12 protein-coding genes and 5 pseudogenes are annotated in these 15218 nt (G+C 65.3%); 14 read left to right on the top strand and 3 right to left on the bottom strand.

Annotation, left to right across the window (positions count from 1 at the left end):
• The first annotated feature begins 132 nt into the window (after positions 1-132).
• Positions 133-690 (top strand): Mu transposase domain-containing protein, encoded by a 558-nt coding sequence (locus tag M6B22_RS18925; protein ID WP_269443125.1) that lies wholly within the window; start codon positions 133-135, stop codon positions 688-690.
• A gap of 206 nt (positions 691-896) precedes the next feature.
• Here M6B22_RS18925 and M6B22_RS18920 read toward each other — a convergent pair whose 3' ends face one another.
• A complete protein-coding gene (locus tag M6B22_RS18920; RefSeq protein ID WP_269443124.1) occupies positions 897-1115 on the bottom strand; it encodes a hypothetical protein in 219 nt (72 codons plus the stop codon).
• A gap of 202 nt (positions 1116-1317) precedes the next feature.
• On the opposite strand from M6B22_RS18920, the gene M6B22_RS18915 reads away from it, so the two are divergent.
• Both M6B22_RS18915 and M6B22_RS18910 read left to right on the top strand, forming a co-directional pair.
• Positions 1318-1908 (top strand): DUF2510 domain-containing protein, encoded by a 591-nt coding sequence (locus M6B22_RS18915; RefSeq protein WP_269443123.1) that lies wholly within the window; start codon positions 1318-1320, stop codon positions 1906-1908.
• Between the two features lie 139 nt (positions 1909-2047).
• A pseudogene (locus M6B22_RS18910) lies at positions 2048-2619 on the top strand (recombinase family protein); the annotation flags it as partial.
• A 141-nt stretch (positions 2620-2760) separates the two neighbouring features.
• On the opposite strand, the pseudogene M6B22_RS22290 reads toward M6B22_RS18910, so the two are convergent.
• Positions 2761-2895: pseudogene (locus tag M6B22_RS22290) on the bottom strand (tyrosine-type recombinase/integrase); the annotation flags it as partial.
• Positions 2896-3487: 592 nt separating this feature from the next.
• Between M6B22_RS22290 and M6B22_RS18900 the strand changes: the two are divergent.
• The 5 genes and pseudogenes from M6B22_RS18900 to M6B22_RS22285 all read left to right on the top strand — a co-directional run.
• Positions 3488-4066, top strand: a complete 579-nt coding sequence (locus tag M6B22_RS18900; RefSeq protein ID WP_269443120.1) for a hypothetical protein — start codon at positions 3488-3490, stop codon at positions 4064-4066.
• Positions 4067-4081: 15 nt separating this feature from the next.
• Positions 4082-4756, top strand: coding sequence for a hypothetical protein (locus M6B22_RS18895; RefSeq protein ID WP_269443119.1), 675 nt, complete (start codon positions 4082-4084; stop codon positions 4754-4756).
• Between the two features lie 1031 nt (positions 4757-5787).
• Positions 5788-6432: a hypothetical protein gene (locus M6B22_RS18890; protein WP_269443118.1), complete on the top strand. Its 645-nt coding sequence runs from the start codon at positions 5788-5790 to the stop codon at positions 6430-6432.
• Between the two features lie 16 nt (positions 6433-6448).
• A complete protein-coding gene (locus M6B22_RS18885; protein WP_269443117.1) occupies positions 6449-7054 on the top strand; it encodes a hypothetical protein in 606 nt (201 codons plus the stop codon).
• A gap of 472 nt (positions 7055-7526) precedes the next feature.
• Positions 7527-8308: pseudogene (locus M6B22_RS22285) on the top strand (IS1634 family transposase); the annotation flags it as partial.
• A gap of 6 nt (positions 8309-8314) precedes the next feature.
• Here the strand turns inward: M6B22_RS22285 and M6B22_RS18880 are convergent.
• A pseudogene (locus tag M6B22_RS18880) lies at positions 8315-9584 on the bottom strand (IS30 family transposase).
• Positions 9585-9654: 70 nt separating this feature from the next.
• Between M6B22_RS18880 and M6B22_RS18875 the strand changes: the two are divergent.
• The 6 genes and pseudogenes from M6B22_RS18875 to M6B22_RS18850 all read left to right on the top strand — a co-directional run.
• Positions 9655-10471, top strand: a pseudogene (locus M6B22_RS18875) (IS1634 family transposase); the annotation flags it as partial.
• A gap of 310 nt (positions 10472-10781) precedes the next feature.
• The gene (locus tag M6B22_RS18870; protein ID WP_269443116.1) at positions 10782-11072 is read left to right on the top strand and encodes a transposase; all 291 of its coding nucleotides are present in this window, start codon (positions 10782-10784) and stop codon (positions 11070-11072) included.
• Positions 11069-11728 (top strand): DDE-type integrase/transposase/recombinase, encoded by a 660-nt coding sequence (locus tag M6B22_RS18865; RefSeq protein WP_269443115.1) that lies wholly within the window; start codon positions 11069-11071, stop codon positions 11726-11728. The genes M6B22_RS18870 and M6B22_RS18865 overlap by 4 nt, the downstream gene beginning before the upstream one ends.
• 81 nt (positions 11729-11809) lie before the next feature.
• Positions 11810-13015 (top strand): tyrosine-type recombinase/integrase, encoded by a 1206-nt coding sequence (locus M6B22_RS18860; RefSeq protein ID WP_269442922.1) that lies wholly within the window; start codon positions 11810-11812, stop codon positions 13013-13015.
• Positions 13012-13998 carry a tyrosine-type recombinase/integrase gene (locus M6B22_RS18855; RefSeq protein WP_269442921.1) on the top strand — a complete coding sequence of 329 codons (987 nt, stop codon included), beginning with the start codon at positions 13012-13014 and terminating at the stop codon, positions 13996-13998. The genes M6B22_RS18860 and M6B22_RS18855 overlap by 4 nt, the downstream gene beginning before the upstream one ends.
• Complete coding sequence (locus M6B22_RS18850) at positions 13985-15028, top strand: tyrosine-type recombinase/integrase (protein ID WP_269442920.1); 1044 nt, start codon at positions 13985-13987, stop codon at positions 15026-15028. Before M6B22_RS18855 ends, M6B22_RS18850 begins: the two co-directional genes overlap by 14 nt.
• Positions 15029-15218 lie beyond the last annotated feature (190 nt).

Raw genomic sequence — 15218 nt, 5'->3', positions numbered from 1 at the left:
CGAAAGGCTTGATAATAGTGAATACGCGTTGGAAATGCCGAATAGGTGAACGGAATGCGCCATGCAGGTCCGGGTGAAGGTTTGGGATGGCGGGAGGGCAGGGGTCATGCGCGTTCGCTGCCGGTCCAGCCGGTGACGGTCGCGTTCGGGCAGACCCGCCGGGTCGGGTGGGACGCCACGATCAGCGTCGACGGCGCGCATTACTCGGTGCCGCACCAGCATGTCGATGAGTGGGTCTGGGTCCGGTGGGCCGGCGATGAACTCGTGGTCACCATCAACGAGCCGGCCGGAGCTCGCGAGATCGCCCGGCACTCGCGCGGGCGGCCGAGCGTCATCGACGCGCGCTACCCGCCCGATCACCCCGGGCGCCGGGCGGTGCCCGGTGACCGGACACCGCGGGCCGCGAACCCGGCCGAGGAAGCGTTTCTGGCCATCGGCGACGGGGCATGGTTGATCGAGGCCGCCGCCACCGGCGCGAGCAGGGTCCGGTCGAAGATGGCCGAGGCCGTCACCTTCGCCAAGCTGCACGGGTCCGCCGCAGTTGATCAGGCGCTGGGCACCGCTGCGCTGGCCGGCCGCTTCGCCGACCGCGATCTCGCCTCGATCCTGGCCCACCAGCAACCTGGGCCCACCGGCCCCACCACGCGGGCGAGCGAGACACACGGCCTGCAACCCGGCACCGCCGGCTGAAGCGGAAGAACCTGACCGAGCACGCTGAGGTGCCGTCCACGCATCCTGGGGTGCGCGGCGAGGAACGGTTCGACATCGCCGACTCGACCAACGCCCAGTCCTGCTTGCCGCGCTGGATGGTCAGGAACACCGCGAAGTCCCGCACCGCGGACAGAGCCGATTCGGTGGACCCGTCCGCTCGGGGAAGAGTGACCGCATGATCGGCGTCAGCTCTCCCGCGGTCGCGACGCGAACGTGTCGACGGCGGCGCGCATCAGGCGGCGCGCACGCCGACCGGCCGAAGGATCGGCAAGCAGTTGGATCTCCTGGTTGACGGACATCGCGATCCCGTTGAGCACCGTGGCCAGATCACGCGCAGCAACCTTCGACAGGTCCGGGCGGGCGGCGCGCGCCTCAGCTGCGAGGAAGGACAGCCAGCGCGTCACCGTCGCGATCGCGTCGTCGAACGCCGTCCCGGATCGAGCTCAGGTCGGCCGACCCGCAGGACCGCCTGCTGGCGGTCGTTGGCAGGGATCCGCGGTCTGCGCGCACTTAGCGGCGAATGCACGCCACGACTATTGCGCGCGCGGATCCGGTGCTGCTCGAATGGCGCGGTCCAAGCTGGCCGCAGTTCGGGGGACGGTCACGATGAGCGCTCCGACAGGGTGGTACGCGGATCCGGCCGATCCGCGGGTACAGCGGTTCTGGACCGGGTCGGCGTGGACGGCCCAGCAGGTCTGGAACGGCACGCAGTGGGTGGACCCGGCTGCGCTTCGCGCCTCGAACGAGCCATCGGGTCCGCCCGGTCCGAGCGCCGGTCCGCGACGTCCGCGCCGGCTCTGGTGGGCCCTGGGCGCCCTGGTCACCGCCGGTGTCGTGGTGGTGGTGATCGCCGTCGCGGCGGGTGGTGGCGGTTCCGGCGGCACGGCGAGCCGGCAGACGTTCTGCTCCGACCTCGGCGGCGCGTTGTCCGGCCTGTACGCGGGCAACATCCTCAAGGTGGTCCAGGGCGGGAGCAGCGATCCGTACACCGCCGAGGAGACCGCAAGCATGCGAGCGGCCGTCTCCTCGGCGAACACGCTGGCGAAGGAGGCACCCGATCCGCCCAGGAGCTACCTGCGGGGCTTGGCGCGAGGCCTGGACGCGAATCTGGCCGGCCGGGAGGATCTGAACGCGGCCGACGATGTCGACGTGCAACTCGGACAGATCAACGCCTGGCACGCCGTCCACTGCGGCTGAGCCGTTCGGCAGCGTGCCTGACCGCGACGCTGAAGCGCCCATCGTTGATGCGCACGAGCGGTCCACTGGTGGGAGCGGCAAATGCCGTCGCCGGAGCCGACGCGGTGCGCGCTGGCGCGGTCGTCTGAAGGAGGCAGCCATGGGCGGATTGCTCGTCGGCTACGCCAGAGTGTCGACCAAGGAACAGGACCTCACCGCGCAACGTGATGGCCTGGCCCAGTTGGGTGTGGAACCGTCGCGCACCTATGTCGACCACGGCTTGACCGGCACCAACCGGGAACGGCCCGGCTTGCGCGAGGCCCTGGCCGCGTGCCGGGCCGGCGACACGCTCGTCTTCACCAAGCTCGACCGGCTTGCCCGGTCGATGCCCGACGCGCGGGCGATCGCTGAAGACCTCACCCGCCGCAAGGTGAAGCTCAGCCTGGGCGGTTCGGTCTACGACCCAACTGACCCCGTGGGCCGACTGTTGTTCAACGCGCTGGCGATGGTCGCCGAGTTCGAGTCTGACTTGATCAGGATGCGCACGAGGGAGGCTATGAAGGTCGCGAGGGCCAAAGGCCACCTGCGCGGCACGCAGCCCAAGCCCAGCCCGAGACAGGAAGCGCACTTGGTGAACTGATCGGGTCGGGTGAGTAGACGACCGGCGAGGTCGGGGACCTGTTCGGTGTCGCCCGCTCTACTGTCTACCGCGCGCTACAACGCAGTAACCGCCGTGTCTCGCTCAGCACGCCCGCGACGTCAGCGTCACGCACATCAACACGGACTCAGACGAAGACGCAGCCTGCCAACTCCGCCGCGATCGCCCGTGTGTTGCTGGTCAACGTCGTCGCGCCGGCCCGCGCCGACATCTTGTCCGCCCTTGCCTTCGCCGATGAACACGCGTCGTTCGCCGATCCTCAGATCAGCCGGTCGCAAGCCCAAGACCTCGCAGCGGTGCAGCGCGCCCAGCACCATCGCCAACACCATCGCCCGATCCCGGTGCGTGCGCGACAACTCGACTCAAGCCGGTCCCATGACGGTGGCTAGCGACACCAGATCGCGGTGATCTCATTCGCCCGTTGTGATCCGAGCCGCCTTGCCTGCAGGGCATGCAATTCAGCCGAGTTACGCGCGGAGGGAGAGCCCGATCCTCCCTCATACGCCTCGATCATCGCCTCCAGGGCTGAGGTCGCACTCGCCTCGCATTGCATGACGGCAGCTTGGGCAGCGCGGCTGCCCAGCGTGGAGGGGTCAATTCCCTGGACGTCGAAGCATTCGGCGTCGTTCGCGGGACCGTGGACATTGAATCGCCGTGCAAGCTCGCAGCCTTCCGCTAGCGGCACCGACGATGGGACGCCACTTTTTTGCGCCGGGGACAGCACTGCTCGCTCCTTAGCCGATCACGGCATGTGTTCGCACCGGCGTCCTGGGCTGCTTTGGAGACTTGATCCGGTCCTACCGTGACCGCACTCGTTCTACGAGTGCAGATCCGTGTACCAGACTGTTGACTTCACAGCAATCAAATGATCTACTTCTCACCCAGTTCCTATCTCGGGCATACCTGTTGCATACATAACCTCAATGAGCTATGGGGTGTTACATGAAGCGTCTATACGCGTCAGCAGGCGGCGACAGGCTCCGCAGACGGACGGGCATCGGTCTCATCGTTGCATCGGTTATAGCTGCGGTTGCAGTGTTATCTACGACGTCCGCGCTTTCCGGCTCAGTCGATGGAGCACAGCAGCCGACCGTCGAGTCTATTGGCACAACGACGCCGCCGAGTCCCGCGCCCTCGGGACCGCCAAGCGGGCTCACACCCGAACAGGCCGCCGCCGCCGAGCAGATCGCACTGAACTCGCCACTGGTTACGAGGGTCGCTGGTAGCGCGTCCGTAGCGGTCGACTCGACGCAGACCGGGCCCATGACCGGCGTAGATGGGCCAAAGGACTTTGTGGGCGCGGGCGTGATAGTTGATCTCTCCCACAGTGTTGTGTTCCCGGCGGGCGTCCCAGTTCTTAAGTTCGTTCCAGAAGGCGGCACGCAACTGCCTATTGACGAAGCCACCGAACTCAGCAGCGACACGGGACAAGAAGTGAGTTCGATAGGCGTCCTCGTCAATCTAACGACCGGCGACGTCATCGCGTTACTCCCAGGAGCCGGCGTGCCGGCGAACAGTTAGCCGAAGGGCCTCACTATGCGTACGTCCTCGACGCGTCGGACAATCTCACTGCTCGCCGTTGTGGCGGTAACCGGCGCACTCGCGATGACCGCCGCCGCGCCGTCGAACGCGGCGACCGCCCGTGCCGGTAATAATCTATACGTCAGCTTCGCCGGAGGCGACGTCATCGGTTCATACGACCACACCGATACCTCTGATCCAAACAAGCGGACGAACGTCGACTGGACGACAACGATGTTCTTCAAGAGCAATGCCACCATCAACAAGGTGAAAGGTGTCCTGGGTAGCACGTATCCAGACACCGGAAGCACGATGCGTATGTACCTCAATGATGGATCCGGCTACGCATGGGATTCCGATGGGGGTCGAAAGACGCCAAACGGATGCAACACCATCGACAAACACATCCGTCTTTACGCAGACGGCGACGATCGGTTATATAACCCGACCGATGGCTACTACGTAGTTGGAACTACCCACTACGACTACTACGAATCTTCGGGATGCGGCACCTATTACGGGTACAGCGAGAGCGTATCGAACGATATCCGTACCTTTTTCGTGGGCAAGGGATACTCCTGTGCGGCCAACGCCGTCGGCATCGGAAACTCAGAGCCTATACGGTACGACGATGGCGGGAGCCATATCTGGCAGAACGACGGGAACCTGCATCGCTGCGTCATCCCGTGACTCTCGGGCGCGCAAGGCGCGTGCTGGCTTCTGCCGCCGCGGGTCTCATGACACTGGTCCTCATACCCCCGGCAGCGGCCGAACCGCAGTCGAATCACGCCATCCTTACGCCAGGTCAGTGGTCCCTAGCGAGGCTCGGCTACCAGGACATCAAGATTACGAGCTCGACGCCACAGCAGGCAGTGGCAATCACCCTGCCGCGGGGGGCTGAGCAAGGCCCGACGCGCTGGTGGCAGATCTTCCTCCACGCACGGGTTTCGTTCCTTCCGCACGCCCGAGGGATTTCATACCTCACCGCCAAAGTGAATGGAGCTGCTTCTGCCTCGGTCATGTTCGATCTGGACCAAGGGCCAAACGGCGGCATGGCATGGAATACGGTTGACATTAATGGACAAGTGGATCATGAGTCCGCGACGCATGCGGTCGACTTTACATTTAGCAACTATGTGCAAGTAGCCGGAATCCGGCCCGGGCCAAGCACTATATCGTTCGACTTAGAATCACTGTCGCAATCAATTTCGTCCAGTTTAGACAGCGTCGAGATCTTCTCGGCAGGCAGCGGCCTCATATGGAACTCAGACGGCCCCGACGACCTTAGCCTGGAAGTTGCGCCTCCGCTCAGTCCGCCCAGCGTCGGACAGTTGGTGAGAATTCGGTACACTGTGAAGAACGCAGACACGAAGCCCGCAACGAATATCAAGCTATCGATCGAAATCGTGGATTCCGGGCTATCGCTTGCGGGCCCTCCCCTGATCCCGGTCGCCGCAGTGATTGGCTCGCGATCCGGCGAATTCGAAATCCGCACGACAGCTAAGGGAACTCAGCGAATGCTCGTTAAGCTGCTGACCGACGGACACCGGACACGCGACGGTAAACTCGTGCGCTTTGATGTCGCCGCTGCCCGTAGCTGGGCGACAGAATACATCCTATTGGCGACACTAGCTGTCGCATTTGTCGTTGGATGTTTATTGGTCACTGGAGTACGGCGTAATAGGTGCCACCAATCCAGTCCATAAGAAGACGTTAGGAGCATGATCATGCGACGGTCATTGATTGGGTTTCTGGTTACTGCTGCTCTCGCGGTGACACTTGCGCCCGCAGTTCGCGCATTTCCCGCCGTCGCACTGTCGAGTCAGGAATTGTCGACACGGGCCCTGACGGGGTCCTACTGCGCACAAGAGCTGATACCCAACGACAAGGCGGCGCGAACGATAGCCCAGTGCTTCGCGACGCAAGGGGAAGCGCTTGCAACTGCGACTGGAAACACAAACTATTTGTCGATGTCGGACGACAAGGTCAGGGAGGAATTTGCGGCCACCATCGCTGCGAATGGGCGGCTGTCAGCAGACTCGCAATACCTTCTGGGTGCAGACTATTGGGATACGCACTACGGCGGAAACTACTACTACTGGTACGCAACTCAAGGATGCTCGTCCACCTATGCCTTTTACGTGCCAACCATGCCTCCTGGCTGGAACGACAAAGTATCATCGGCTCTAAGTTCCAGTGGCTGCAACCACTTCTACCACTACATTGATTCAAACTACAACAATGGCCTATACGGCGCCGGAAAGTATATCGACTGCGGCTACGGAGCTGGCGACTGCTATACGATGTATCTGCCCGACGGTTCTTCGATGAGCGATCGCACCTCGTCGGAGATACTCAAGGCCTGAGCGAAAGGCTGTGCGAGTGGCGCGAGCGCCGAGTAGAAATCGATATCGTCTTGCCCTGCGCGGCCCAGTGGGCTGGGCTCATATCGTTTACTCGCTGCTGCTCACTGTAGTGGTGTTTTGCGCAGCTCTGGAATGTCTCCTGATATTCACGCCGCTGTGGGAACTGCCCGATACTTATTGCCAAACCGCAGTGAACCCACCAGCTGGTGATGGGTGTTCGGTCGTTACGACGCGACGCTGGCACTGGATCATCGTCGTCGCGATACTGGCGATCGCCCTACTTGGGCTTGCGCTCGTCGTTCGACGAAAGAGACACGAGGTTCGCCGCAGACAAGCAGCTGCCAGCGCGATTGCCGCTGGAATCTGCCTGCTGTCCGTTGCACTTGCAAGCATCGCTGCTGCCTACCTGCTGATTGGAAAGAACTCGGAGATGTGCGGTTCGACACTCAGCCGAGTGGATCCGCAGGGTCTCTACAGCCCAGACCGGCCGAAGATCTGTGCAGCCAGCTACGCAGCGTCGCGACACGCGGCACTGGTGTACGGCTTGCTTGCCGTCGTTTCCTTTGCCGGTAGTGCGGTCGTTGGGCTTCAATGCGAGCAAACCGAATCGCTCAAGCAGTAGCCGAGCGTTGCCGCCGCATGCCGCGCCCCGCGGGTGTCTACGACACTGTCGCTGACCTCCGTGACACGGCCAGCCCCGCCGCGGCCGTCGAAGGCGGCGCGAGCGCGCGGCCGAACTCGCGCGTACGGCCGTGGCATCCACCGCGCTCGGACACGCCGGGCTTGCCGCCGACCGCCTCCCGGCCGGATTCAGCGACTAGGTCCCGGCCCGGCAGACCGACGCGATGCTCGCGGAAGCCGAACGCTTTGCGACATCCCCGACCCTGCGCTGCTCGCGGTGCTCGCGAGCGCTCGGCCTTGGAAACAACGCGTCCGCAAGGCTGACTCACCCCCACCCTGGTCGGCCCGGCGATGGATGCCGCGCTGTTGGGTCACGTGAGAGCCGGTTCGCGTATGAAACCCAGTGTTTCTGGGGATTTTGATTGTTCGTAGTGCGTGTTCTAGGCACTAATTCGTGCCCGTAGGCTCGGCTGGTGGCGTGGGTTCGGCGGGTGCCGACGGCCTCGGGAGCGACCGCGGTGCAGATCGCCGAGTCAGTCGGCGGATCGTGCGTCATGTCGGGTCGGCCCGCGACGAGGCCGAGCTGGGGCTGCTGATCGAGCAGGCGCACCGACTGCTCGAAGATGACGGTCAGGGCGTTCTGGATCTCGGACTCACCCCTGCGGTCAGCCGGGCCACGCTGGTCGGCCAGCCAGCCTCTGCCGCGCTGTTCGCGCCGGACTCGCCGCCGGTGCACCGGGTGGCGCGGGCGCGGGTCGTCAGGACCAATTCGCAGGTGTTGTTCGACGCGCTCGCCGGCGTCTACTCCAGTCTCGGGTTCGACGCGCTCGGCGATCCGGTGTTCCGCGACCTGGTGATCGCCCGCGTGGTGGAGCCGACCAGCCTGTCCGACGTCGATCGGGTGCTGGCCGAGATGGGCCGGGTCTCGGTGAGCCTGTCCACTCGCAAGCGCACCCTGCGACGGTGCGTCGACGGGCAGTATCGCGACCAGCTCGCGGCCTTGTGCTTCACCCACGCGGCCACGCACGGCGACATCAGCCTTGTGTTATATGACGTGACGACGCTGTACTTCGAGGCCGACAACGAGGACGAGCTGCGTAAGGTCGGCTTCTCCAAGGAACGCCGTGTCGACACGCAGATCGTGGTCGGGCTGCTGGTCGACCGAGCCGGTTTCCCTTTGGAGATCGGGTGTTTCGAAGGGAACAAGGCCGAGCAGCTGACCATCGTGCCGATCATAAGACAGTTCCAGGCGCGGGCGGATTCAAGTGGTCGTCGCAACACGGGTCAGTTCGCTAGCGATAGTAGTTCTTCGTTGAAGACTTCGGCGGGGGTCTTCCAGCCGAGTGTCTTGCGGGGTCGGCGGTTGAGCGCGGCGGCGACCTCGGCGAGATCGTCAGCGGTGTGCGCTGTCAGGTTGGTGCCTTTCGGAAGTACTGGCGCAGCAGGCCGTTGTTCTCGTTCGCGCCGCGCTGCCACGGACTGTGTGGGTCGCAGAAGTGGATCTCGATGCCGGCGGCGATCTTCAGCTGTGCGTGTTGATACATCTCCGAGCCCTGGTCCCAGGTCAGCGTGCGGCGCAGTTCGCGAGGCAGCGTGGCGATGGTGGCGGCTAGCGCGTCGCGCACGGTTTCGGCGCCCCGCCCGCTCCAGCCCCGCTCGCCTTGGGCGAGTCCGGGCAGCCGCGGCAGGTGCACCAGCATGGTGAACCTGGTCTTGCGTTCGACCAGCGTGCCGATCGCCGAGCTCGCTGAGCCGATGATCAGAACGCCTTCCCAGTTGCCGGGCACGGCGCGGTCTTCGACTTCGGCCGGCCGTTCACTGATCATGATCTCGGGCGGGATGGCCCGTTTGCCGCGCACCCCGGGTCGCCGCTGGGGCTTACGGACCGCCCGCCCGGTGCGCAGGCACGCGGTCAACTCGCGGCGTAACGCGCCGCGGCCCTGCACATACAACGCCTGGTAGATCGCCTCGTGGGAAACCCGCATAGAGCTATCGTCGGGGAAGTCGAGCTCCAGCCGACGAGCGATCTGTTCCGGGCTCCAGTGCTCGCGGCAGCTCAGCTTGGCCTGCACGTGCTCACGCAACCGGTCGTTGGTGGCCAGCTTGCTTAGCTTCGGCCGGCGCGCGCGCCGCTCGGCATGCCACTGCGCCGTTGAGGCTCGGTAGTCAAACCGGTTGCCCCGGGTGGCCGCGTTGCGCTGCAACTCCCGCGAGATCGTCGAGGGACTCCGGCCGACCTGCCGTGCGATCTCACGCACTCCCAGCTTCTGCGCGAACAGCATCGCGATCTCTTCTCGCTCGGCGAACGACAGATACCGACCAGACGGCTCGGCAAGATCGATCGGACACATGCCGCCAGCCTCGGTGAACCACTTCCAGCCCGTCGGTTCCGACACGCCCACTCCAGCCGCGGCCGCCGAATTCTGCCAACCCTCGGCAATCAGCTTCCAGAACCGCCGCCGCACGTCCTGCCGAACCGTCGGCGGACCCAGCGACCCCAGCTTCGACCGGCGTGCTCGACTCGATCTCATCCGTCACAACACCAATCAACTCGGGTGTTGCGACGACTCCTTGAATCCGGGGCGGCATCAGATCGAGCACATGGTGGTGGTCGCCGATGCCGGGATGCTGTCCGCGAAGAACCTCACCGCCCTGGATGAGGCCGGTTACAAGTTCATCGTCGACTCCCGACAGACGAAGGCGCCGATCGACCTGGAGTCTCACCTCCGCTGGCACGGCGAACTGTTCACCGACGGTCAGGTGATCGACACCATCACCCCGAAGATCGGCCGCAACGACGACAACGACGTGCTCAAGCGGGCCGAACCGGTATGGAACCCGACCGAGCATTCAGGCTCGTGGCGGGCGATCTGGGCCTACTCCACCAAGCGATCCGTCCGGGACAACAAGACCCTCACCGCGCAAGAGAACCGTGCCCGCGCCGTGGTCGAGGGCGAGAAGACGGCCCGCAAGCCCCGGTTCGTCAAGACAGCAAACGACGACCTCGCCCTCGATGAACGTGCGCTCGCGCGCGCCCGCCGCCTGGCTGGGCTCAAGGGCTACGTCACCAACATCGAACCCGACGTCATGCCCGCCGGCGAGGTGATCGCCAGCTACCACGACCTGTGGCGCGTCGAGCAGTCGTTCCGGATGGTCCGACCTAGCCGCCCGGCCGCTGTTCGCCCGCACCCGCGACGCCATCGAGGCGCACCTGACCATCGTGTTCACCGCGCTCGCGGTCTCCCGGACCGTGCAGAACCGCACCGGCCTATCGCTACGACGCGTGCTGCTTACCCTCAAGCCACTGCGATCAGCCGACATCGAGATCAACGGCGTCACCCAAACCTTCGCGCCCGAGATCAGACCCGAACTGGCCAAGACCCTCACCGAGCTGACGACACCCGATTCAAGGCACTAAGCCGATTGACCCAACTCGGGTGGCCGCCAACGCGGGCCGGCTGCGCGCCCGCCAGATCGCCACCCGCCGCCCCGACCTCGCCGCGACGTTGCCGCCCGACCAACCCAGGCCGCAGTCGAGATCACGGACGCGTTCTACACCGCATCCACGTACGCCGTGTTCACCGGCGACCTGAACGCGGCGCTCGACCTCGCCCGTCAAGCACACGAACAGGATCCAGTAGGTCAGCGCTCCTACATCGCCAAGCCGCGTACTCGTCCCCCTTGGAAATCCCCCGAAACCGTGGAGGCATGCACTATGAGGAGTAGTCATGCCAGAGAAGCGCAGGAAGTTCGATGCGGAGTTCCGCGAGGGCGCGGTGCGGCTGGTGCACGAGACCGGCAAGCCGATCGCGCAGATCGCTCGTGACCTGGGGGTCAACGAGGGCACGCTGGGCAACTGGGTCGCTCGTGACCGCGTAGCACGTGAGGGCCGAGACGGCCTGTCCCGTGATGATCTTGATGAGTTGAAGCGGCTGCGTGCGGAGAACGCCGAGCTGCGGATGGAGCGCGATGTCCTCAAGCGCTCCGTGGTCCTGTGGGTGAAGGAGGCGACGAAGTGAGCGTGGCACGCTTCATCGCCGACCAGAGGACGAACTACCGCGTTCCCGTCGCGGTCTGCTGCGCGATTTTCGGGCTGTCCGTCTCGTGGTTCTACAAGTGGGTCAAGGCCCCGGTCACCGCGCAGCTCACGCGGCGGCGTGAGCTCGATGCTGCCGTCGCTGAGCAGTTCGAGAACTCGGGACGGACCTACGGCTCGCCGCGGATCCATCGGGACCTGGTCGAGGCCGGCTGGCAGGTCGGCGAGAACACCGTCGCCGAGTCGATGCGCCGGCAGGGCCTGTTCGGCCGCAAACCCAAGCGGCGCAAGGGCCTGACCAGGCAGGACAAGGCAGCGCCGAAGTTCGCTGACCTGCTGCGGCGGGACTTCTCCGCGCCGGCACCGAACGTGAAGTGGTGCGGGGATATGACCGAGATCCCGACCGGCGAGGGCAAGCTGTTCATGGCCACGGTGATCGACCTGTACTCGCGTCGACTGCTGGCCTGCCCGATGTCCGAGCACCCGGACCGGTGGCTGGCGATGGACGCGATCAAGATCGCCGCCGCCACCCGGGGCGGCCGCGAGAACATCGAGAGCGTCATCTTCCACACCGATTATGCCGAGGTCTGCGTTATGCCGAGGATCGGCGGGATCCCCTTTGCTGGCAGGGCTGCGTGACTGATTCCTCGGGCTAACGTTTGGGCCTGTTCGGTGGCAGCGTCCGCCGTGTCCATTCGCGATGCGGAGGAGGAGACGGCCATGGACATGACGGTCACGGGGATCGGGTCGGTTGTTGTCGCGGAGCTGCGCGCGGCCGGCTATATGGAGTCAACGATCGGCAACTACGAGAAGTCGATCAGGGCGTTGACGCAACTCGCCGACGGGCGGGGCGGCAAGTACACACCGGCGCTGGGTGCGGAGTTCGCGGCGATGACGATCAGCCCGCGGACGGGCAGGTTCAGCGTGCAGCGCCGGTTCGACTACGGACGGCTGGTCCGCGTGTTCAACTCCTACGTCACCACGGGCCGGGTCGAGTTGGCTTGCTGCACCCGTGGCGGGGGCGGGCCCCGTCCTGTCTCGCGGGAGTTCGTCCGGCTTGTTGGCGCGTGGGAGGCCGACATGGCTGACCGGGCTCTCGCGTCCGCGACCCGGGATGCCTACGGCCGGGTCGCTCGCGATTACCTGGTGTTCCTGGAGGCAGGCGGGATCCGCCGTCTCCGTGACGCCGACGGGGCGAGCGTGCTGAGCTACCTGAACTCGTTGACGGCTACGTGGAAGACGTCGTCGCTGTTCTGGGTCGTGTCGAACTTCCGCCCGTTCTTGAAGTTCACCGGCCGCAGCGACCTGGTCGACGCGCTCGGGTTGGCTGGCCTCAAGCGCTCTCACCGGATCGTGCCGGCGCTGCCGGACGAGGCGCAGCGCCTGATCGTGCAGGCATGCGCAACGCCGGCTATACCGGCACGGGATGCTGCCATCACGCTGCTTGCGGTCACGACGGGGCTGCGCGCATGCGACATCATCAGTCTGCTTCGTGACGACATCGACTGGCGGGCACGGACCGCGAGCCTCGTGCAGCAGAAGACCCACAACCCGCTGACAGTGCCGCTGACCGATCTGGTAGTCGACCGGCTTGCCGAGTACGTCCTTGACCAGCGGCCAGACTCGCCGGACGAGCATCTGTTCGTGCGTTCGGTGGCCCCGCACACGCGGCTGGCCGACCACGCCACGGTCCACCGGGTGATCACCACGGTGTTCCGTCGGGCCGGCGTCGCGGACGTGCTGGGCAGCACGCGTCTGTTGCGGCACAACGCCGCGACACGGCTGCTGAGGGCGTCGGTGCCGTTGCCGACCATCGCGGCCGTGCTCGGCCACGCGCGGCCGAAATCGACTGACCTGTATCTGAGCGTCGATGTCGTGCGCCTGCTCGACTGCGTCCTCGACGTCCCCGCCGGCGCGCGGCCATGAGCACGAAGGCGCTGGCCGCGAACGGCCATGACTTCACCAGCGCGTTCGCACCGCACCTTGCCGCCTACCTCGCGTTCAAGGAGCAGATGGGGTTCTACGGCGCCTCCAGGGTCTGGTACCTGAGGCAGTTCGACGCCTACTGCACCTCTCACGACCGGACGGTGTTCGACCGCGACACGGTCGAGGGATGGGTCAGCGAGCGTCTGGCCCGCACGGGCCCCTACCGGTCCTGGATGTCCTACATCCGCGATGTCGGCCGCTGGCTGCAGGCCCACGGGCAGTGTGACGCCTACGTCTTGTCGGACCGGTGGAAGGCTCAACGCCTGCCCACGCACCCCTACTTGCTCGGCGAGGCGGAGATCGAGGCGTTCTTCGCTACTGCGGCGGCGGTGCGGGCGGCGTCGCCGTGGCGGTGGCAGTCGGTCGCGTTCTTCACGTTGATGCACTGTTGCGGGCTGCGGACCGGGGAGACCCGGCGGCTACGCCCCGAGCACGTGCACCTGCGCGACAGGACCCTCGACGTGGTCGACTCCAAGGGCAACCGGTCGCGAAGGCTCCCGCTCACTGCCGACGTCACGAGGGTTCTGGCCAAGTGCGACCGCATCACGCGTGCGCATTTCGGACCGTCACGGGCCACCTTCTTCATCTCGAGGACCGGCAACGAGGTCACAGGCGCGACCATCGATGAGATCTTCCGGCGTATCTGGCACCAGGCCGCTCTTTCACGGCCGAGCGGCGGGGTGCAGCCCACGCCCTACGCCTTCCGGCATCACTTCGCCTACGCCAACGTCGATCGCTGGATGGCGCAGGGCAAGGACGTCATGGCGATGCTTCCCTACCTGGCCCGCTACATGGGCCACGCCAGCATCGAGTCGACGTTCTACTACATCCACACCTCGCCGGAGTTCCTGCACGCCTACGACGGACTCACCACCGCAGGCCAGTCGCTGCTGCCGGAGGTCGGATTCGATGACCAAGCATGACCGAGCGACCCGCGAACCGGACTTCTACCGCTACGCCCGCGACTACCTGCACGTCTACCTGCCGACGATGGCGCACCGCTCGGCGAACACGGTCGAGGCCTACCGGATCAGCCTGGAATGCCTCCTGCGCTACCTCGCCGAACAGCACCACGTCGCCCGCGCACACGTCAGCTTCGACCATCTCGACCGGCAGCACTTGAAAGGATGGCTCGCCTGGATGGGCGGGCAGCAGCACTACGCGCCACGGACGATCGGCCTGCGGCTCACCGCCGTCAAAGCGTTCCTGGCCTACTGCGCGGCCGAAGACCTCACCCTCGTCACGGTCAGCCAGCAAGCCAAGACGCTGCGCGCACCCACCGCGGCGAGGGAACCGATCGAGTACCTCACCGAACCCGAGACGAGCGCGGTGCTCGCCGCATTCACCGGCCGCACCCCGAAATCGCGGCGGAACCGGATGCTGCTGATCCTGCTCTACGACACCGCCGCCCGCGTCGGTGAGCTCACCGCCATGACGCTGGCCGACCTGCACCTGCACCGGCCCGGCCATGTGGTCCTCACCGGCAAAGGTGACAAGACCCGCGTCGTCCCGCTCACCGCGAAGACGATCGAACACCTGGACGTCTACCTCGCCGAGTTCCACCCCGGCATCGCCCGAACCGAAACGACCCGCCCGGTGTTCTACAGCTTGCACAACGGGGCACCGACCGCGCTGTCGACCGACACCGTCGCCGCAGTGCTCAAACGCGCCGCCACAACCGCACGCCGAAGATGTCCCTCGATTCCCGAAGACATCCACTGCCACATGCTGCGCAAGACCAAAGCGATGGACCTCTACCAGCAGGGCATCGCGCTGCCGATCATCATGCGACTCCTCGGCCACGAGAACATGTCGACCACCTCGGCGTTCTACGCCTTCGCCACCGTCGACATGATGCGCAAAGCCGTCGATGCCGCCACCCCAGCCGTCACGACACCCCAGGCGCGCCGACTCACGAAGGAGCGACTGCAGGCCCTCTACAGCCTCCGCTAACCGCCGGATCGTTAAGCCGAGGAATCAGTCACGCAGCCCTGCCAGCAAAGGGGATCCCGCCGACCTTCGGCATAACGCAGACCTCGGCATAATCGCTGCTAAGCCGAATTCGGCTTAGCGCCGACCGAGGATCGACCTACACCGCGGGCGAATTCACCAAGCTGTGCAAGGACAAACTCGGGATCCGGCA

The sequence above is a fragment of the Jatrophihabitans cynanchi genome (genome assembly GCF_027247405.1).
In the GTDB taxonomy this organism is placed as follows: Bacteria; Actinomycetota; Actinomycetes; order Mycobacteriales; family Jatrophihabitantaceae; genus Jatrophihabitans_B; species Jatrophihabitans_B cynanchi.
The sequence above is the reverse complement of the archived record's forward strand: the minus strand, read 5'-3'. Positions and strand labels throughout refer to the sequence as shown.